Genomic DNA, 19,066 nt, shown 5'->3' with positions numbered 1-19,066 from the left:
CCTCTGCGAATTGTAACCCACGAGACGGATACGCCCCAACAATACACATTCACTCGGGCATATTCTCACCGCCCCGCCGCGCCGGTTGCTGCTGGCGGAAACTCGAAGGTACGGGCAATCAACACATGGTTGCCGCGCAGTTGGCGGTGGTGGTCCAGCGTGGTGTTGGGTTCGCCGACGACGCTGTCGGGACGCGGCGGCAATCCCTCAACCGGCGGCAGGCCATATGACCGCTCCACAAGCTTCAGCCGCAGGGGGGAGGATGAGGGTAGTCGGAGAACGACCTCGGCCCCTTCCGGGGGCAGGATGTGGATGGTGCGCCACCAGCCGCCTTCTTTGCCTTCCACATCGATTCCCATGATCTTGCCCGAGAGGATGGTATTTTCGGTGGAAAGCGTCACCGCAGGCGCCTGCCGGGGTGACCGCACGAAGAGCGTTATGACGCGGGCGCCGTTCTCCTGTTCGTCTCTCAACAGTTCGGCCTCGGGGCCGGGGAGAGCGGCAACCGCCGCCGGCGCTTTCATGTATTCGGCCTTGTCCCACGGGGTATATTCCTGAATCGTTGCGCGTGTCCGCGGCTCGGGGAAGCAGACGCTGTTCCACTCGTGGGGTTCGGGGTCGCTGCTGATCCAACAAGCCGTGGACGTGTCGAGGTCAAGCGCGTATGACAGACAGACCCACTCGGGACGGTCCCGGGAGGGGCCGCTGATGGCAATGGCTGCGCCGAAGAGCAACAGCGACAGCGCCGCCAGGGCGGCCAGCCAACGGCCGTGGGTTGCCCTGACTGCGAAATCCCATACCGGGAGCACCAAGACAAGGAGGAATGCCAACAGGAATATGAGCGCCGGAGAGAACAACAGTGTCAGTGTTGAGAAGAACCCGAACAGAGACTGGACCTGCAGAACAAGCCCGGGCAGTCCAAAGATGGCGGCCAGGAGCGCCGCGGTGGCCACCCCGCTTTCGGTTTTCGGCGCAATGAAGAAGGCCACGACACAACCCGCCGCGGCAAAGAACAGGCTCCATTGGGCGAAGTAAGCTCCTCCGGGGTAGTACACGATGAGAACGACACAGAGAGCGCCCCACCAGAAGAGTCCGCCCGCCAGACGGTTCTCCCAGGTCACGCGGCCGAATGCTATACACTCGATGAATACGAACACGGCTATTGCCGCGAGGGCCATCGCGGCGCCGTACAGATTCTGGTCGTATAGAATCCGCGGGTATCCGCCGCGCGCCACCCACGCGATTCCCAGCAGCGCCGCGGACACCAGGCACGCCGCCAGAGCGGCCAGCAAGAACGCCAGCACGCCTGGAATCAGCCCTTTGGCGGTGAGGCGTTTCCGCGCAAACCCCACCAAGACGGCGAGAAACAACGAGCCCAGCGCCAGGACCGTAAGTCCCGTGTTCCATGAGAGGGGATAGTGGACGAGTTTCCGGCCCAGCAGGTCGAAGTAGGCCGCGTCGGGGGCGCGGGTATCCGTCAGCGGCGTGTTTCCGAAATGGCGCGCCAACCCGAGGGCATACTCGCCGTGATGCTGCAGGCTTTTCAGGCTGAGCCGTTCGGGCGAGTCGTTGGGCGTGTGGTAGTACACGAAATTGTCGACATACGCAATATTGAGGCCAGAGATGGTCTTTTTCAGCGGGTCAAAGTCGGTCGAGAACGGGAGCGGCCGGTACACATCGAACATCAGCGACGTTGCGCGCGCCGGCACGCCCGCCGCCGCAAGCTGGGCGATGAGCCACCCGTTTTCGGCGCTCGTCTCGAACATGTAGGAGGGTCCGCGCGTGCCTCGCGCCTCCATGTTCAGCAACACTCCGATTTCCTGGGCCCAGGGGTGTTCCCTGAACGCTTTGGCGCCGTGCAGGCCGCCTTCCTCGCCGTTGGTAAACACGAAGATGACGTCATTTTGGAGAGGCGGACCGGCTTTGAGCGCGCGCGCAACTTCGAGCATGGTTGCGACGCCCGACATGTCGTCCGCCGCGCCGGGACCATACGGTACGGAGTCGAAATGCGCCATCAGCGCGAAGGCCTTGCCGCTGCCCGTGCCCGGTATGCGCGCCAGGACATTCTCGGCGCGCCCGACGCCTCCGTAGGTCCCGTGACGGCCCCAGTCGCGCACGCAATGATGGACTTCCGCCGGCATGCCCATCTCCTCGAGGGTCTTGAGGAGGTAGTCGCGCACGGCCCGGTTCTCGGGCGTACCGTTGGGATGGGGCGCCTGTGCTGTGGCCTTGATGTGGACGAAGGCCCGGGCCGCGGAGAACGCCTCAGGCGGCGCGGTATCCGGCAACGCCGGGGGGGGCATCTGCATCCATGCCACGAGTGCGACACAGCCCGCGAGCGCCAACAGCAACGCCGAAGCTTTGAGTTTGTCACGGCCGGCATTCGAGTTCTCGGGCATACCGTGTCCTTTCAGATTGAAACCATGCTGCTACGCGCCTGAAAACGCCTCCACCTGCCGCACGATCTCTTGGTAGTTCCGCAGCGTCAGCGGGGAGATGCCGCGGCCGTAAGGGGCGGAACTCGGCATCACAACGAGTCCCCGGCCCTGCCCCTGCGTTCCCTCGCGCAGTGCCGTGGCCACTTTTTCGGCAAACTGGGCCGTAGGCAGGTTTTCGATGTCGGAAACCTCCAGGTTGCCGAAGAGTGCCATCTGCTGGCCATAACGTTCGCGAACATAGGCCAGGGTGACGTCGCCCTGAGGCGGGGGTTCGATGGGGTCCAGGCCGCGGCATCCCGTGGCCGCGATGTGGTCGAGTATGTCGCGCAAATTCCCGTGCGAATGAACACGCGCATAGCCGCCGTGCCGTTGGATTGCCTCGACCATGGGCGTGACGTAACGGGCCGCGTATTCCTCAAACAAGCTTGGCGGCAGATAAGGCGGTGAGGCGTATTCCGGACCGAATATGCGCCACAAACGCCCGGGAAGCGCCTTGGCTACGGCATCCACGCGCGGCAACAAAAGCGAGGCGACTCTCTCGAGGGCGCGGTGCATGAGCGCATTCTCCGTCATGGCAACGATGAGGTACGTGCCCATGTCGAACAAGGGGGCGACGTGACAGAGCGGGTCGGGGGTGTCGATACAGACAATCCCCGAGTCGCCCAATTGTTCCTCGACCGCGAGAACCTCGGTCGTGTCTGGCGTGCCGCCAAACTCCTCCTGAGGCAAATCAAGCCACGCCTTGAAATCGTCTACGGTCTTCAAGAGGTGCTCGACCGTCCAGATCGTATAGACCGCGCGATCCTGGCGGTTCATAGTGGTGAGCAACCGGTCGCCGGCGCGCAAGGTGGTGCGCTCGAACCGGCTCTCGTTCTCCTCCCATCTCTCGAAGGCGCGGAGAGGTTCGAGGGGATCCGGCGGCGCGTTCACGAAAGGAACGCCCCGCAGAACAATGCGGTCGGTTCGCGCCCGGGCAAGATCCAGCAGCGGCAGCCAGGAGGGGTCGTTGAACACGTTGAACGGATCGGGGTCGTCCGGGTCCTCGTCGATAGCGTTGATTTCGTAGAAACAAACGGGCGGCCGGTCGACCGGCTTGCCCTCCAGCGTCCTCATCAATCGCTCGCGCCGCGTCATGGCATCAGGGTCCCCCTCGGTTCGGTGACGAAAGCGTGTCTACCATAGCCGAAGTGCCCTGTCAAACCAAAGGGAGATTGGACACCGGGGGAGGCGATAGAGCGCCTGAAGAAGCCCGGCTATTGCCGGAGATGGGCGAGAGCAGAGACGGACCACGCGTTTTGCGAAGCAAAACCCCGGGGCCTGTCGCGAACGTCCTCTGAGCGTGCCTATGTTTCGCGCCTCCAGCCCTGTCGGCTGTTTTGGAATCGATTTTCTGGCCTTCCAGACCAGTGGGATTTGCGGGACCATTTTTTGGGTCCCATGCGGGAATTGAGAGGCCGACCGGACTCCGCCCCCCCGGCGAGAAGCTGTTTGAACGGCGACCATGGCCGTCCTATACTTCGCGGAACGCAATTCGTCAACGCAGGAGAAACCCTATGCCTTCCACGGTATCACGCCGCACGTTCCTGAAACGTTCGAGTCTTGCCTTTACAGCTCCGCTCATCCTTCCCCGGGTGAGCCTTGGCCAATCGCCCAACAGCAACCTTCAGCTTGCGGCGATAGGGGTGGGAGGACAGGGAGGCAGCGACCTGGCCGCCGTATTCTCCAGCGGCAAAGTCGATGTTGTCGCCATCTGCGATGTGGATGAAACGACATTGAACGGGGCTGCGGCCACCTACAAGGAAGCGCGAAAGTATTTTGACTGGCGCGAACTGTTCGACAAGGAGGCGGGCAACATCGACGCGGTGTGTGTCGGCACTCCTGACCATATGCATGCGCCGATGGCGTATTCGGCCATCTCGCTGGGCAAACACTGTTACTGCGAGAAGCCCCTGACCCAGGAGGTGTACGAGGCCCGGCAATTGCGGCTTGCCGCTGAACACGCGGGAGTTGCGACCCAGATGGGCAACCAGATCCACGCGCACGCCTGTTATCGCAACGCAGCCCAGATGATGCAGGACGGCGTCCTCGGCAAGGTGAAGGAATGGCACTCGTGGATATCGAACGGGTACGGCGGCAAGGACCTTGCCCGTCCCGCCGCGGAGGATCCTATCCCGGAGACTCTGAAGTGGGATCTCTGGATTGGCGTGGCCCCGTACCGCCCCTTCAAGACAGCCCTCTACCACCCTCATCGGTGGCGCGACTGGCGCGATTTCGGGACGGGCGCCCTGGGCGATTTCGCGTGCCACATTTTTGACCCCGTATTCATGGGGCTGGGCATCGGCGCACCGCTTCGCATCACGGCCGAGGCGCCGGAATTCAATGAGGAAGTATGGCCGTACTGGGAGATCATCCGCTACGAGTTTCCCGGCACGGCAATGACCGCTGGCGACACCGTCCGCGCCACGTGGTACGACGGCGGCAAGCGGCCCGGACCCGAGGCAATGGGGTTGCCGGCGGACGCGGTCCTGCCTGATGCGGGCTCGGTCATCGTGGGCGAAGAAGGCGCGATGGTGCTGCCCCATTGCGATAAGCCGGCCTTGTTGTATCCCGCGGACAAGTTCAAGGACTTCAAACAACCAGAGTTGCCCACCCTCAATCACTATCACCAATGGGTCAACGCTTGCCTGGGCACGGACACTGCGACCTCGAACTTCTCGTATGCGGGCCCCCTGGCCGAGACGGTGCTGCTGGGCGACGTGGCGAATCGCTGTGCCGGCCAGACCATCGAGTGGGACGCCGCAAACCTGCGTGTGACCAATCTGGCCGAAGCCAACGAACTATTGCGAACGCCCTATCGCGAAGGTTGGCAAATCGAGGGGCTGGGGTGAGCGAAGAGGCGGGACTGGTCCAGGGTTTTGCGCGGCGAAAAGGCGTGGATAAGCTAAGTTCGGGACAGACGCGTTGCGCGGGGAGGTCACGCTATGCTGTACACGTTTGCGAAACTGGATAGTGCGCAATTGGCGGCGATTCAACGGCTCGAGCGGGAGGAAGGGCTCAAAATCCTGGCACTGACGGCCGTCGAGACCAATCCGGACATGATCGGCGCGGACCGGCTGGCCAAACTGCAGGAACTCGAGAAGAAACTGGGTTACTGCCTGATAGCGGTGCGATAACCGCCAGCGTCATGCCCCATGCGCGTCGATATCGAGGTCGCCGATACGCTCGAACACTTTCTGGAAGCCCGTGCTGACGAGTTTGGCCACGGATTCATCGTTGGGCGCGCGCAGGGGGACGGTCATTCCGAAATGGGTATCGCAATGCTTGCGCGCCATGGGGAATAGAGACGGCTCATACGACAATTCCCGCCCGTAGTTCCACGGCGAGCCATGGCCATAAGCATTTTGCGCCTGGAACACGGTCATCTCGGGCAGAATGAACTCCTGCCAGATCCCCACAGGCACACCTTCCGCCTGGAGGGCTTTCATTACGGCGTTTCGGAAACGCGCGGGCGGACCCTGGTATCCGTAGGCGGTCCCGTCAACGTGGCAGGTGAAATTGTACCAGTTGGTCTTGTGTCCTTCGGGCACGATAGGGGGCTGCAGGCCGGGGATATCGCGCAGGCCAGCCATAAGAACCTTCGCGTTGCACGCGGCCGTCTCGAGATATGCGTCGAGCTTGGCCAGCTGGGCGCGGCCGAATGCGGCCGTCAGATCGTTGTTGCGGTACATCCATCCCAGCGCATAGGCGTGGTAATCGCGGTCCTCGGCGGGCGTGCGCGTTTCTCCGAACGACCATACCATGCGCGCGCGGTTCAGGATCTCCTCGTCGTCCGTGACGAACATGCCTCCCTCGCCTGAACACAGGCATTTGTTCTGGTTGAAACTGAAGGCGCCGCATTCGCCGAAACGCCCGGCGCGGGTACCCTTGTATTCGGCGCCATGCGCCTGGCAGCAGTCCTCGATCACCTTCAATCCGTACTTGCGGGCGCTCGCCAGGATAGGTTCCATGTCGACAGGAAGCCCGTGCAGGTGCACGGCGATGATGGCTTTCGTGCGTTCGGAGATCGCTGCCTCGATCTTGCCCGGGTCGATGTTCATCGTGTCGTAATCGATATCGACAAAGACGGGCAAGGCGTTGTGGTGCAAAACGCAGGTTGCCGAAGAGGACCAGCTGTATGCGGGCACGATCACTTCGTCGCCCGCGCCGCATCCGCAGGCGGCCACGCCCATGTGCAGCGCCGCGGTGCCGCTGTTGGTGGTGATGGCGAACCGGTTGCCGTTCCAAGCCGCGAACTCTTTCTCGAACGCCTGGCAATTGGGGCCATAGGCATGATTCTCACCCCGGAGCGACGCCAGCACTCTGTTCTCGTCGCTCGAATCGATGGGCGGCCATTTCCGGATCGCGCCATCCGGAACCGCCGGCTTCCCGCCCAGCAGCGCCAGCTTTGCATCTTTCATAACACCCTCCTGCGCCCTGACGATGATCTTACGCGAAGGCGCGCTGCGCATCAATAGGCGGCAGACGATGACGCTTGGGCCGGACCCCTGTTTGCCGCGCGAATCGCAGGCTGGTCCCCGCTCGCCGGCCTTCTTCGATGTGGCATGAGCATCTTGCGAATGGTTTGCCATGGTTGCGGGAGAGTATTGGATACCTTGCGGTCGCAAGAGTGGCGCGGTCGGGAAACCGCGCCACAACGGGAGGGGCAGAAAGTGATGTGTGTGAAGAGTGTGAACGTGTGAAGGGTGTGAAGGGATGGGAATCCGCGCCGCAGCGAGAGGAGACCCCGCCGCGAGCATGGCAGAAAAGCGCCGTCGCGCAGTCCAGCGCCAACGGCGCGAAACATGGGTTCTCCGGAGCGCCGACGCGGGGCATGCGCCCTCCCGAGCGCCAACGGCGCGAAACATACCAGCCTGGCCTGAAGGGCCAGGGACCTCGCGCCCTCCAACATCCCGCGCTGAAGGCGCGGCACATTTCCACCGGATACCGCCGCCTATGTCTTCCCAACGCATAGCCGCAGTTCCGCGCCACGCGCGTCTTGATGGTATCATTGTGTTTCCGATCACGGCCGTATCGGTCCGGGCGCCGGTGCTTGTGGCGGGCGCGGTAATCTGGCCTGAACGGCTGGGTAAATGGGGTCTGGCGGGAATTGCCGCGACCCTGATCGGTATGTCGCCGCTGACATTGCCGCCGTAGCATCAGAGGGCCGAAGACATGAAAAGTCACAGCAGCCTGATTAGTCTGGAAGGGCCGCCCCGCGACATTGGGACGGCGTTCGGCCGCGCAAACGCGGAGGATATTCGCGAGGACGTGGCCCGATTCTTCACCGAAGCCCGGGAGACGGAAGGATTCACCGAAGAACAGCTTCTGGCAGCGGGCAAGGGGTACGCCGCCCTCATCGAGCGTTATGCGCCGCATTGGCTCGACGAGGCTGACGCTCTGGCTCAAGCCGCCAGCGTTGACGCGAACCGCTACATCACGTACCAGGGCGGAAAATACCGCGGGATTAACCGGCCCCAATGTTTTACATGGTACGCCCCTCCGGACTGGTGCGGCGGCAGCGCGGGCCTGTTTCACAAGAATCGCGACAACAAGCGCAGACCCCAGTGCGCCTACGTGAAGGCCGTTAAGGTCGCCGGCAAGCGCCTATACCGGTTCCTGGCCAGCGGGGATACGATGGACATGGGCACCATGTTCGGCGTGAACGAGCGAGGCCTTGCCATCGCCGCCGATACCGGCGCAGCGGATCCTCATCCGCGTTGGCAGGGAATGATGAACACGGATACGATGCGCCTGATGCTCGAGCAATGCGGCGACGTGGACGAGGCGCTCGCGTTTCTGCAGCAACTGCAGTCGGACGGCGTGTGTGCCGGAGGACACCTTGCAACGAACTGGATGTTCGCCGACGCGCGGGGCGAATCTTTGCGAGTGTACCAGTTCGTGGAGCGCCTCGACATGAAGAGGAGCGAAGGTTCGTGCCTGGTCATGCGCGATGCGGACCCCCGCGGCGAACTGGTGCGCGGCGAACTCATGCGCGAGCGGGGGCGTCTGACGCCATTGACAATGAACCGTCTGGCGCGCCAGAAACCTGTCCTGCACGAAACCAACTGTTCTTCGTTCTCGGCGGTGATTCCGGCCAGCCAGAATGACGTTTTCACGTGCGCCTACGTCGCGGTATCGCACGCGGCCGATACCGTGTACGTTCCCCTGTATCTGGGGGTGACGGCGACGCCCGCGGTGCTCGTGAATGGCTCTTTGTCGCGCCTTTCGGCAACCGCCTCCGGCGGGGATGGTCTGGAAACGCGGGCAAGAGCATCGGGCGTTGACGTGGGGGCGTTTGAAGCCCGTATGGAGGCGGACCGTCAGGAGCTTGAGGTTCAGGCACGCAGCGTATACCACTCCCACGGCCGGGATGCCGCGGCCGAGACTCTTACGCAAGGGTGCCTGGGGTTTGCGCGGCAGGCGTACGATATGCTGACCGCCGTGGAGCAGAGGCATGGGTAGGGCGGCCGTTATGAGGCGGGGCAGGCTGGTGTTGGCGGCAATGGCAATCGCCGTGGGCTGGGCGGCGATGGCCGCAGGCGGCGAACACTCGGTGCGCGTCACGGTAACGTCGCCGCTGGCATTTCCCCGAACGCCCATGGCGCCTGTACTGGATTTGGGCGAGTTGCTGCGGCAAGCAGGCGACGAAAACGCGCTCGACCCCAATTCAATCGAGGTAATTGATGTTGTGAGTCAGGCGAAGGTTCCTTGCGCGATCAACGAGGATTTCGCGTATGCAGACAAGGGCCGCGTCGAGTGGGTTATCACCGACCCCACGCATATCGCGTACGTGATCCGGTTTTCCTCCACGAACGAACGACGAATGCTGGCGCCCGCCGCGTACACTCCCCTGATTGGCGTAGGCGACCTGTTGCGTTACAACGCGGGGGCGCCGAGTCCTGTCGTCGTGGCGTATTTAGGACGGCTGGTGGACCTGACTGGCGACGGCCAGCGCGATCTGGTTGGGGCCTGGAACTATGCCTACCGCCCCGGCTGGCCATGGGACGGCATCGTGTGTTACCCCGCGGTCGATGAGACCACATTCACGTTCGCTGACCTCCTGCGGGTGCGGTATGCCCAAGGCGATGAATTCAAACACTTCTCGACGGTGTACATGACCTGCGATTTCTCGGACTTCACGGGCGACGGGCTTGTGGACCTCATATATTCGCCAAGCCGCGGGGACAACATCGAATTCTACCGCAACACCGGCCGGCGCGATGCCGGGGGCATGCCCGTTTTCGTGCCCGACGGCTCGATCTCGCGTCCGGGAGGCGCCTGGAATCCTTGCCGCGCCGTGGACCTGGACCAGGATGGCGTCGTGGACATCGTGGCCGGACAAGTGGCCAGCGCCGACAAGCCGGAGTCTGCTCAGGTCTTCTTCATTCGCAACACCAATACGGACCGTTGGCCTTTCCAGCCGGCTGCTCCTGTAGCTCTTGGCATCGAGGAGCACGCCTGTTTCCTTGACATTGACCAGGACGGCCGTCTGGACGCGGTGGGTCTCGCGAACCTCGAAAACGGCGGCGTGGGCGAGAAACGCGTGGTCTGGCGCAAGGGTCTCGAGGCTTCGGCTCCGTCATTCGGCGAACCGCAGCCGCTCGCGTGCATCGGCGTTCATTACCCTGGCGGACTGGCCGCCGTGGACGACGGTTCGCGCCGAGGGCTGTTGGTGCTGCACGACGTGTTCCAGCGCATCACGTTCTGGGAACATACGCCCGCCGGTGACGACCCCGCCCGGTTCACGCGCCGGGACGATGCGCGCTCCCTCTCCGCCGTGATGTCGTTGAGCGACCAAGCATGGCCCTGCGTCTGCGATTGGGAAGGCGACGGCGACCCTGATCTTCTCATTGGCGGCGGGTATGGCTGGATCCGGGTCGTTATCAATGAAGGCTCCAAGGAACGTCCGGTCTTTGCTGAACCCCGCCCGGTTCTGTCGGAGGGGCAGCCAATCAAGCTGTTGCGCAACGAGATTCTTGGCGAGCCGCATCACTGGCACAACATGGGCTATCCGTATCCGGTTCTTGTGGACTGGGACACGGACGGCCTGCCTGACCTGGTTGTTCCCAACGAAACCAACCGGCTGTTCTGGTACCGCAATGACGGGTCGCGCGCGGAGCCCCGGTTCGGCGAACGCCGCCAAATCCTGGTGGAAGGGTTTCCTGACTCGGCGGAGCTGCGCCGCCTCTCGGCCGAACGCGCCCTTGGTGACGCCGACCCCACCTATCCGCGCGAGGAAGAGCAGCCCTTTTTCTGGCGCACCGGCGCGGCCCTGGCCGATTGGAACGGCGACGGCCTGACCGATATCGCCACGCACGACGGATTCACGCGGAAACTCACCCTGTTCGCACGGTACAAGGACGAAACGGGTGCGCTGAGGCTCAAGAAGGAAGGGCCTTTGCGCCTTGCTGACGGACGGCTCATCGATGATGCCATTGTCGAACGCGGGTCGCATTGGACCGAGAGCTTTCGCCCCGTCGATTGGGACGGGGACGGCCTGCTCGACGTTGTCTATGCGTGTGCGGGAACCGACCCCGCAAAAGGGAGCATCTATCTCTTGCGCAATGTGGGGACGCCCGCGGCGCCCGTCTTCGATGCCCCACGGACGCTCAAATGCTTTGGCTGGCCAATCAGCGTCACCGCCCATGGGCCGCATCCGTGGCCAGGAGATCTTGACGGAGACGGCTTGCCGGATCTGCTCACGTGCGTCGAATGGAGCGTGTACCCGTTCTACACCCACGCTGCGTTGGAAATGGACCAATCGCCGGAATATACCGTTGATCGTATCGAGTAGCTGTTCTGGAAAACGGAAGGAGGAGCCCTGCCGTGAGCATTGATCGCAAGAAAGCGGCCGCGAGATTCAAAGGCCATTATGGGGCGATGCCCATCATAGGCGTTCGGGCGCCGGGGCGGGTCAACATCATCGGCGAGCACACGGACTACAACCACGGTTTCGTCCTGCCCATGGCGATCGAGCGGGAGACCGTCCTTCTTGCGAAACCCATAGACCAGCCCGAGATGCGCGTCTTTGCCGCCAACCTCGAGCGCACGGCGCAGGCGCCCCTGGCGCGTTTCGAGCGCAACCCCGACGAGCCCTGGATGGACTATCTTGTGGGCGTCGCGCGCGAGCTTGACCGTCTGGGCAAGCCGCTTCGAGGCGCCGACATCATGATAATCGGCGACGTGCCCGTTGGGTGCGGTCTGAGCAGTTCCGCAAGCCTCGAGATGGCTGCTTTGTGCCTTTTCGAAGCGTTGGGCGGCTTCGCCATAGACGGCCCTGAAGCCCCGCGCCTGGGCCAGCGGGTCGAAAACGAGTTTCTGGGTCTCAATACCGGCATCATGGATCAATTCATCTCGCGGATGGGCAAAGCCGGCCACGTGCTGTTCCTCGATTGCCGGACCTTCGGTTACGAGCTCGTCTCGGTTTCTTTCGAAGATGCATGTTTTGTCATTGCGAATACGGGGGTATCGCGAGGACTGACCGCGTCGAAATATAACGAGCGCGTTTCCCAATGCCGCGACGCCGTCGATGGTATGCGCAGATGCCTGGGAAAAGAAGGGACCCACTTGCGGGATTTCACCCTGAACGACCTGGAATCCTCGCGCGGACGCCTGTCTGATGTCGCGTACCGGCGTGCCCGCCATGTCATTTCCGAGGACGCACGTACGAAGGCCGCGTGCGAAGCCATGCGCGCGGGCGACGCGGCGGAACTCGGACGCCTCATGAGTGCTTCGGATGAGAGCCTGCGCTCTGACTACGAAGTGACCTGTTCCGAACTCGACGCCATGACCGGGATCGCGCGCGGCATCAAGGGCTGTTTCGGTTCCCGCATGACCGGGGCGGGCTTCGGGGGGTGTACGGTCAGCCTGGTCAACAAAGCCGAAGTCTCTGCGTTTACGGCTACACTCTTGCAGGAGTATTTCGCACGCACCGGTCTCCGGGGGGACGGCATTGTGTCTTCAGCCGCCGATGGGGCGGGAAGATTTCTTCTCTGAAATCTCCCTGGGGACACCGAACAGTTCATTCGACGAGAGTTTTGCGCAATGTCTCGCGAAGTTCGTCGCCCGTATAAGGTTTGTGGAGGAACGCGGTGAGTTTCTGGCCGGCAAAGCGTTCCGCCACGTCTCGCTCCATGTAACCGCTCGAAATAACAATGGGCAGGTCGGGCTTGCGCTCGCGGAGTTCCAGGAAAGCCTCCTCGCCGCCCATATTAGGCATGGACACGTCGAGTATGACGCACGCAATGACATCGGCATGGCGATCGAAGACCTCCAGTGCCTCGACACCGTCGTGCGCTTTCAGCACTCCAAATCCCAAGCGTTTCAGCAATCCTTCGCCGACCCGCAATACGGACTCTTCATCGTCCACGAGCAGGACCATGCCCTTTCCGCGCCATTGGCCGGCCCCAGCAGGCGGAGGGACGGCGGTCTTGGGCTTTACGCGGCTGCCGGGCAACAACACGGTGAATCTGGCGCCAACGCCGGGCTGGCTGTCTACCCGAATGGCCCCGTTATGTCCGCGGACGATTCCCAACACGGCGCTGAGGCCGAGTCCGCGCCCTGCAAGCCTGGTTGTAAAGAAGGGGTCGAATATTTTCGGAAGGACATCCTCGGGTATTCCCTCGCCATTGTCGGCGATCTCGAGACAGAGGTATTCGCCGGGCTGCAGCTCATCATCAACGTAGGTGTTGGCAAGGTAGGTCGAATCGGCGTCTATGGAATCGGTGCGAATCCTGATCTCACCCGAGCGGCTGCCAATGGCTTCTCGGGCGTTGTCGACCAAGGCGACAACCATTTGCCGCAACTGGCGGTCATCCGCCATCACGGCAGGCAGGTCATCGCGCAAATCATAGCGGAGATGGACGCGCCGCGGGACGCATGCGGTCAAGAGCGGCGCCATGTCTTGGATCATTTCCGATACATCCAGCGCCCGCGCGGCGAATTGGCCCTGGCCGGCATAGGCAAGCATCTGGTTCGCCAGTAACGCCGCCCGGCGCGCAATGGTTTCGATCTCGGTGAGGTAACGCCGTACGGGAGAGCCTGGCGCCGCCTCGGAAAGGGCGAGATGGGCATTCCCCATTATTCCCATGAGGAGGTTATTGAAATCGTGGGCCACTCCCCCCGCCAGCACGGCCAGGCTGTCAAGCTTGTGGGTCTGCCGCATCCGGTCGGACAATCGTTTTTGTTCCCGCTCGGCGTTGACTATTTCCGTCACGTCGCGGATGCTGCCCGCAGCACGTACCGGCGCCCCGCTGTCGTCCCGTTCCACTACCTGTCCGCGCATCAACATCCAGCGCCAGGCGCCCGACTGCCGCTTCATGCGAATCTGGACTTCGCAGAAAGGAGTTTGGCCGGCGAGATGGACTGACCATGCCTCTTCAAGGGGAGGAATATCGTCTGGATGGAGAAGCCATCGGGTGTCAAAACGGTGCGTCAGCAATTCCTCATTCGAATACCCTAAAATGGCGGTCCAGCGCTCGTCGCGGTACACCTGCCCCGTTTTGAGATCGTAATCCCACAGGCCCAAGCCGCTTCCCGCGAGGGACAGGGTCAGCCGTTCCTGGCTTTCGCGGAGGGCTTCTTCCATGCGTTTGCGCTCGGTAATGTCGCGGCTGATCTCGACCACGGCGGTAATATTGCCCTTTGCGTCCAGCAGGGGCGTAGCCCGAACCCACATGGTTCGCGTCCGCCCGCGCCTATCGACCACCGTGCATTCGTAGTCGCGGGGTACCCCGTCTTGTTGAATTGCAAGGTGGGCGCATTCCGGGCACCGGCTGTCCCGTTTGAGGTTCTCGTAACACTTTGAGCCCACCTCATTCCCGTAGAGCTCGCCCGCCACAGTGTTGCGCCAAACAATAACCCCATTCGTGTCTATTACTTCCACCGCATCCAGCGTGGCTTCTCGAATCTGGCGCATAAAGGCTTCTTGGGAACGGAGGGCATCCTCGGTCTGCTGACGCTGAATGGCTGCGCCCAGGGTATCCGCGGCCGCGCGAAGGGCCTCGACCTCAGTACGCGTCCACGTGCGTTCGCAGACGCTTTCTTCGAAACCGATGAACCCCCACCATTGCCGGCCGGCAAAAAGGGGTATCACCAGGATCGAAGCCACTTCCTGTTGCAGGAGGAGCCGCCGCTCCTGCGGCGGGAATTCGCGCACGTTTCCCAATACGCATTCCCCGCGGGCCAGAAGCGATTCCCATCGGGATAAACCGGACTCGCGATAAGGAAGACCCTGCAACGGAGGAGTGTCTATGGTGCCGCGCATTTCCGGGGCCGACCAGGCAAACCGGGCCTGCATGAAATACTCGCCACTTTGACGCAGCAGGTTCTGGAAGATCGTGATGCGGCTTACACCCGAAGCGGCGCCGAATCGTTCGAGAACTATCTCGATCGTATCTTCCCACCGTTCTTCCTGAAGGAACTGTCCTGCCGCAAAGCCAATGGCTTCAAGAATGGCTTCGCGCTTTCGGAGTTCTTGCTCTGCTTCATGCTTCGCCGTGATGTCACGAAAGCTGGCGCGTCTGCCCAGGGCTTGTCCGTCCGTTCCATGCACCGGCTGGCAGACGTGATTCAGCCACCGAACCCGCTTGTCTTTTGTAACGATCCGGAATTCGATGGTCTGACATTCGGTCGCACGGGGAGCTGTCCGGTAGTGTTCTTCGAGGGCGGGCCGATCTTCCGGATGAGCGATATGCACCAGCAGCGAAGGGTCGCTGATGAAATCCTGCGGCTCGTAACCTGTGATACGCCTGCACGAAGGCGATATGTACAGGATCTCCTCCTTGGGCCCCAGCCATATCTCCCAGTCATAGGTAAAGTCGGCAACCAGGCGGAACCGCTCTTTGCTCTCCCGCAAATCATCCTCGGCGCGTTTGCGGGTCGAAATGTCCACATATTGCTCGATCCGTCCGCCTGCATATAGACCGGACACGATGGGCTGGCTCCAATGTTCCAGCCACCGGGCTTTGCGTTCGTCCGTTTCCACGACCTGGCATTCAAAATGTTCGGGATATGCATTGTTCTCGTAAGCCGCGAGCATCACCCGCTCAAACTCTTCAGGGTTCTCGAATACATGTTTGAACTCCTCAACAATGAACGTTTTCACGGGTTTGCCAACGGTATTCTGGCGTTGGAAACTGAAGAACCGTTCCATGGCGCGGTTCATCCAGGCTACGCGGTGCTCCGCGTCCACAATCATCAGGGCGACCTGAGACACCTCCAAGACGTCGTCGATGAGGGATTGGTAACGCTGTTCGCTTTGAAACAGGGCTTTTCGCAACCGGCAATACTCCCCGGCTTCCCGGGCGCGTCTGAGCAGATAGCCCATGTCAAGCGGTTTCGTGACGTAGTCGAACGCTTTCTGCTGCACACTGACAATGGCTGACTCGAGGGACGGGAACCCCGTGATGATTATCACCGGCAGGTGGGGATACCGGTCGGTCAACCGCTGAAGCAATGCCAAGTTCTCATTCCCTGGCATCTTGTAGTCCACTATGGCGACGTCGAACTCCTGTCCCTCGATGCGTTCCAGGGCCTCTTCGGCGGAACGAGCGCCGTCGCCTTCCCAGCCCTCTTGCCGAAACAGTTCCAGGGAGGAAACCACGATTGTCTCCTCGTCGTCGGCAAGCAGCACCCGGAAGGGCCGGTCGAAGAGTTCCTGGAACGTCGCAGAGCTCAGCGAGACGTCCTGCGGCCACTTCAGGTCCGGTATCAAGGTGTCATCAGGTTGGCTCATGGTCTAATCCCGCCATCTCGTGAAACTTCCGCGTCGACGGGCAACACCAATCTGAAGGTTGTTCCAAGCCCAACGCACGTTTCCACGCGGAGTTCCCCGTTCATGGCCGTGGCCAGACTGCGCGAGACTGAAAGGCCCAGCCCCATCCCGCCGCCGCCATGGCCGCTTTTGGTCGTAAAGAACGGCTCGAATACTCGAGGTAAAACATCTTCGGCTATGCCTCCGCCTTCGTCGGCAACTTCAATTTCGATAGTGGCGTTTACCGTCTTCGCGCGGAATTCGACCACGCCGTTTTCGGGAGAAGCGTCCGCCGCGTTCAGCAAGAGGTTGTAGAGAATCTGACGAAGATATCCTGCCGGCAGGGTCACGTCAGGGGTATCGTGAGATACCATCAGGCGCAGGTCAAGATGCTTTCGGGCAAACGTGCGTTCCAGCATCATACAGACATCCCGCATTTCGTTTTCGATCCGGAGTTGAGACGGCTTGATGCCGTCCGGACGGTACAACTGGTACATTTGACGAACAATTCGGGTGATGCGTTCAATTTCCCTTTGGGCCAATTCGACAAAGTGGCGGTCAGGATGCCCTTCGGGCACATTCCTAGCCAAAATCAGCAGGCAGTTCCGGATACCCGTCAAGGGATTATTGATTTCATGGGCTATGCCCGCCGCCATGCGGCCCGTTGCCGCGAGTTTTTCCATTTCGGCGCTTTGGGCTTCGAGCGTGTGCAATTGCGCCGTTCGCTGGGCAACGGTTGTTTCGAGCGTTTCCGCGTGCCTCCGGATTTCCTCACGCATACGGCGGCGCTCGCTAACGTCGCGCATGACAGCGATCGCCTCTCGTTCTTCCGTGAGTTCATTGGTCATCACGTGGAGGCTTGTCTCCAGCCATGGATACGACCCGTCTGCGTGGCGGAACCGGTGTTCGAGATTGTAGCGGCCAGTCTTGTCCCGAATCCGGCGATGAAACGCCCGCATTCTGACGGCCTCTTCCGGATGGACGAATTCGTACACCGACCGGTTCACCATTTCCTCTGGGCTGTGTCCCAGGAGGGCCTTTACGGCAGGCGATACGTAAGCGAACCGCCCGTCGATGTTCAATCGCGCAATGATATCGGTAGAGTTCTGGGCGAGGAACCGGTGGCGTTCCTCGCTCTCTTGGAGGGCCGTCTGGGCGCGATGGCGTTCACTGATGTCGTGCAGGAATCCCTCCAGGAACAGCAGTTCTCCCGATTCGTCGTCAAACACCCCGGTCCCGTGTTCTTCGATCCATCGCCACTCACCGGAAGGATGGCGAATACGGTAGACAAGGTGAAACGGGGAACGCTTCTCCAGTGCCTGATCAACCCGCTTGTAGATACCCTCGGCATCATCCGGGTGATAGAGTTCCGCGAAGCTCAACTCGTCGCTCAGAAATCGCTGTTTGGGGTAGCCGGTGACCGCCTCAACCTGATCGTTGAGATAGAGCATCGTGTAACGGGCGTCGTTCTTGCAGAGGTAGATAACCCCGGGTATGTTCTCGGCCAGCAGACGGAAACGGCGTTCGCTCGCGCGCAGGGCTTCCTCGGTGCGCCGCTGAGACGTAATGTCCTGGACCAATACGTACACCATGGATTCGCCCGTTGCGCAATCCGCGGACGTGTAGGCGTCGAATCTCAGCCATTGCGCAGGGAGATGGGGCGCCGCGCGGACCGTCTCAAAAGCGCGAACCTCGGGCGCTTTGGTCAGAACTTGGAACAACGGCTTGGGCTCGAAGGTTTCCGATATCAGCGAATCAAAGGTCTTTTCTCGCCACGGTCCGGACGGCTGCTCGCTCAGGGGTATCCCCAGGATTTCCAGGGCTTTGGAATCTATATCGCAAATCTCGCCCCTCACCGTGCACCGGCAGACGCCCACCCCCGCAAAGCGCAGCGCTTGCTCGTGCCAATCCAACACAAAAGCCGTCGCTATGTGCGGGTGTGAGCGTTCCATTTTTTCGCCCTAGGCTTGCGGCCGATTCACCTCGAGCCTCGATGCCCGGGAAGTAACCGCGCTGCGAAGCGATACATGCAGGGCTGGATAGCCCATCGCACGCTCCTTCAGCAGCGTTGCTCGCTTCCTTCGAGTGAGCGCGTCATCTCACGGCTCGCAGCTTATCTTCATTCTAAAGCCTATGCAACAACTGTGCAAGGCCTTGTTCGCGCAAGAACCGACCCAAAGTCAAGAAAAACGGGCCTCGCGTTGCGCAAGCGTCATGCGGATGCACGCGCCCGGGGCTCGGGAGGCGGGGACTCGCGTCAGCAGCAACGCCTGGGCCGGTTCGGCTCGTGTGAGGTGTCGGGGACCGCCTTTTCCTGGTGCGACGGGAAGATTAGGGCTTCGCCCTTCCGGTCGAGTCACGAACCAGCGTTGAGTGGTGTATTGGCTCACTTATCTTCGGTTTTGAGGTCGTATCGTTGGGATCTGTTCGTTTCGTGGCCCCCCAGTCCACGCATGACTGTCCGCGGCAAAACATGCGGCCTATGGTGAAACAAGCTCCGCAGCAAAAACTGGCGCTCAGGATGAGGGGCATTGGATTTTTGTTTGCCCCGGAGGTTGCCATCGTATACACTGCTTCTTGCATTCGTAGAGACATCAGGGGTAAGGTGGGGGCAGATGGCGTAATCAGACGGGACTTTTCGCGGCGCCGTATGACCATCTTTCGGTGATGGCCGGGCGATGCATCCCGCAGCAGGCTTACGCCGGTTCGCTGAAGCAAGAGGTCCTCTCTGGCGGTGCGTCAGAGAGTGCTCGAGGCTGCGGTGGGCACGCTTCGAGTTAAGACAAGATTGGACTTTTCGCATATGGGCCAACGAAGTCTTCATCGAAGAGGGGGA

The 19,066-nt window shown here is 61.6% G+C and carries 11 protein-coding genes; 6 read left to right on the top strand and 5 right to left on the bottom strand.

Annotated elements, in window-relative coordinates:
- Nucleotides 1–65: 65 nt before the first annotated feature.
- Together PLJ71_06545 and PLJ71_06540 are read right to left on the bottom strand one after the other, a co-directional pair.
- Nucleotides 66–2,399 carry a M20/M25/M40 family metallo-hydrolase gene (locus PLJ71_06545; GenBank protein ID HQM48330.1) on the bottom strand — a complete coding sequence of 778 codons (2,334 nt, stop codon included), beginning with the start codon at nucleotides 2,397–2,399 and terminating at the stop codon, nucleotides 66–68.
- A gap of 30 nt (nucleotides 2,400–2,429) precedes the next feature.
- Nucleotides 2,430–3,572 carry a uroporphyrinogen decarboxylase family protein gene (locus PLJ71_06540; protein ID HQM48329.1) on the bottom strand — a complete coding sequence of 381 codons (1,143 nt, stop codon included), beginning with the start codon at nucleotides 3,570–3,572 and terminating at the stop codon, nucleotides 2,430–2,432.
- 419 nt (nucleotides 3,573–3,991) lie between these two features.
- Here PLJ71_06540 and PLJ71_06535 point away from each other — a divergent pair, with 419 nt between their 5' ends.
- On the top strand, nucleotides 3,992–5,326 hold the full coding sequence (locus PLJ71_06535) for a Gfo/Idh/MocA family oxidoreductase (protein HQM48328.1): 1,335 nt from the start codon (nucleotides 3,992–3,994) through the stop codon (nucleotides 5,324–5,326).
- A 93-nt stretch (nucleotides 5,327–5,419) separates the two neighbouring features.
- On the top strand, nucleotides 5,420–5,611 hold the full coding sequence (locus tag PLJ71_06530) for a hypothetical protein (GenBank protein ID HQM48327.1): 192 nt from the start codon (nucleotides 5,420–5,422) through the stop codon (nucleotides 5,609–5,611).
- Between the two features lie 9 nt (nucleotides 5,612–5,620).
- Here the strand turns inward: PLJ71_06530 and PLJ71_06525 are convergent, their stop codons facing one another.
- Nucleotides 5,621–6,895 (bottom strand): DegT/DnrJ/EryC1/StrS family aminotransferase, encoded by a 1,275-nt coding sequence (locus PLJ71_06525; GenBank protein HQM48326.1) that lies wholly within the window; start codon nucleotides 6,893–6,895, stop codon nucleotides 5,621–5,623.
- 535 nt (nucleotides 6,896–7,430) lie between these two features.
- Between PLJ71_06525 and PLJ71_06520 the strand changes: the two genes are divergently transcribed.
- Genes PLJ71_06520 through galK form a run of 4 tightly spaced genes read left to right on the top strand, consistent with a single transcriptional unit; the run spans nucleotide 7,431 to nucleotide 12,473 of the window.
- Complete coding sequence (locus PLJ71_06520; GenBank protein HQM48325.1) at nucleotides 7,431–7,631, top strand: hypothetical protein; 201 nt, start codon at nucleotides 7,431–7,433, stop codon at nucleotides 7,629–7,631.
- Between the two features lie 18 nt (nucleotides 7,632–7,649).
- The gene (locus PLJ71_06515; protein HQM48324.1) at nucleotides 7,650–8,939 is read left to right on the top strand and encodes a carcinine hydrolase/isopenicillin-N N-acyltransferase family protein; all 1,290 of its coding nucleotides are present in this window, start codon (nucleotides 7,650–7,652) and stop codon (nucleotides 8,937–8,939) included.
- The gene (locus PLJ71_06510) at nucleotides 8,932–11,271 is read left to right on the top strand and encodes a VCBS repeat-containing protein (GenBank protein HQM48323.1); all 2,340 of its coding nucleotides are present in this window, start codon (nucleotides 8,932–8,934) and stop codon (nucleotides 11,269–11,271) included. The genes PLJ71_06515 and PLJ71_06510 overlap by 8 nt, the downstream gene beginning before the upstream one ends.
- A 32-nt stretch (nucleotides 11,272–11,303) precedes the next feature.
- The gene (galK, locus tag PLJ71_06505; GenBank protein HQM48322.1) at nucleotides 11,304–12,473 is read left to right on the top strand and encodes a galactokinase; all 1,170 of its coding nucleotides are present in this window, start codon (nucleotides 11,304–11,306) and stop codon (nucleotides 12,471–12,473) included.
- A gap of 25 nt (nucleotides 12,474–12,498) precedes the next feature.
- Here the strand turns inward: galK and PLJ71_06500 are convergent, their stop codons facing one another.
- Both PLJ71_06500 and PLJ71_06495 read right to left on the bottom strand, forming a co-directional pair.
- Complete coding sequence (locus PLJ71_06500) at nucleotides 12,499–16,212, bottom strand: PAS domain S-box protein (protein ID HQM48321.1); 3,714 nt, start codon at nucleotides 16,210–16,212, stop codon at nucleotides 12,499–12,501.
- Nucleotides 16,209–18,182, bottom strand: a complete 1,974-nt coding sequence (locus PLJ71_06495; GenBank protein ID HQM48320.1) for a PAS domain S-box protein — start codon at nucleotides 18,180–18,182, stop codon at nucleotides 16,209–16,211. The genes PLJ71_06500 and PLJ71_06495 overlap by 4 nt, the downstream gene beginning before the upstream one ends.
- Between the last annotated feature and the right edge of the window lie 884 nt (nucleotides 18,183–19,066).

It is taken from the genome of Candidatus Hydrogenedentota bacterium (assembly GCA_035416745.1).
GTDB lineage: Bacteria > Hydrogenedentota > Hydrogenedentia > Hydrogenedentales > SLHB01 > UBA2224.
This window is presented reverse-complemented; position numbering and strand designations above follow the sequence as displayed.

What these genes read in the sequence shown, in the direction of transcription:
- PLJ71_06545 (HQM48330.1), bottom strand. Translation starts at nt 2,399, where the DNA reads ATGCCCGAGAACTCGAATGCCGGCCGTGACAAACTCAAAGCTTCGGCG.
- PLJ71_06525 (HQM48326.1), bottom strand. Translation starts at nt 6,895, where the DNA reads ATGAAAGATGCAAAGCTGGCGCTGCTGGGCGGGAAGCCGGCGGTTCCG.
- PLJ71_06510 (HQM48323.1), top strand. Translation starts at nt 8,932, where the DNA reads ATGGGTAGGGCGGCCGTTATGAGGCGGGGCAGGCTGGTGTTGGCGGCA.
- PLJ71_06495 (HQM48320.1), bottom strand. Translation starts at nt 18,182, where the DNA reads ATGGAACGCTCACACCCGCACATAGCGACGGCTTTTGTGTTGGATTGG.
- PLJ71_06515 (HQM48324.1), top strand. Translation starts at nt 7,650, where the DNA reads ATGAAAAGTCACAGCAGCCTGATTAGTCTGGAAGGGCCGCCCCGCGAC.
- PLJ71_06500 (HQM48321.1), bottom strand. Translation starts at nt 16,212, where the DNA reads ATGAGCCAACCTGATGACACCTTGATACCGGACCTGAAGTGGCCGCAG.
- PLJ71_06535 (HQM48328.1), top strand. Translation starts at nt 3,992, where the DNA reads ATGCCTTCCACGGTATCACGCCGCACGTTCCTGAAACGTTCGAGTCTT.
- PLJ71_06540 (HQM48329.1), bottom strand. Translation starts at nt 3,572, where the DNA reads ATGACGCGGCGCGAGCGATTGATGAGGACGCTGGAGGGCAAGCCGGTC.
- PLJ71_06520 (HQM48325.1), top strand. Translation starts at nt 7,431, where the DNA reads ATGTCTTCCCAACGCATAGCCGCAGTTCCGCGCCACGCGCGTCTTGAT.
- PLJ71_06530 (HQM48327.1), top strand. Translation starts at nt 5,420, where the DNA reads ATGCTGTACACGTTTGCGAAACTGGATAGTGCGCAATTGGCGGCGATT.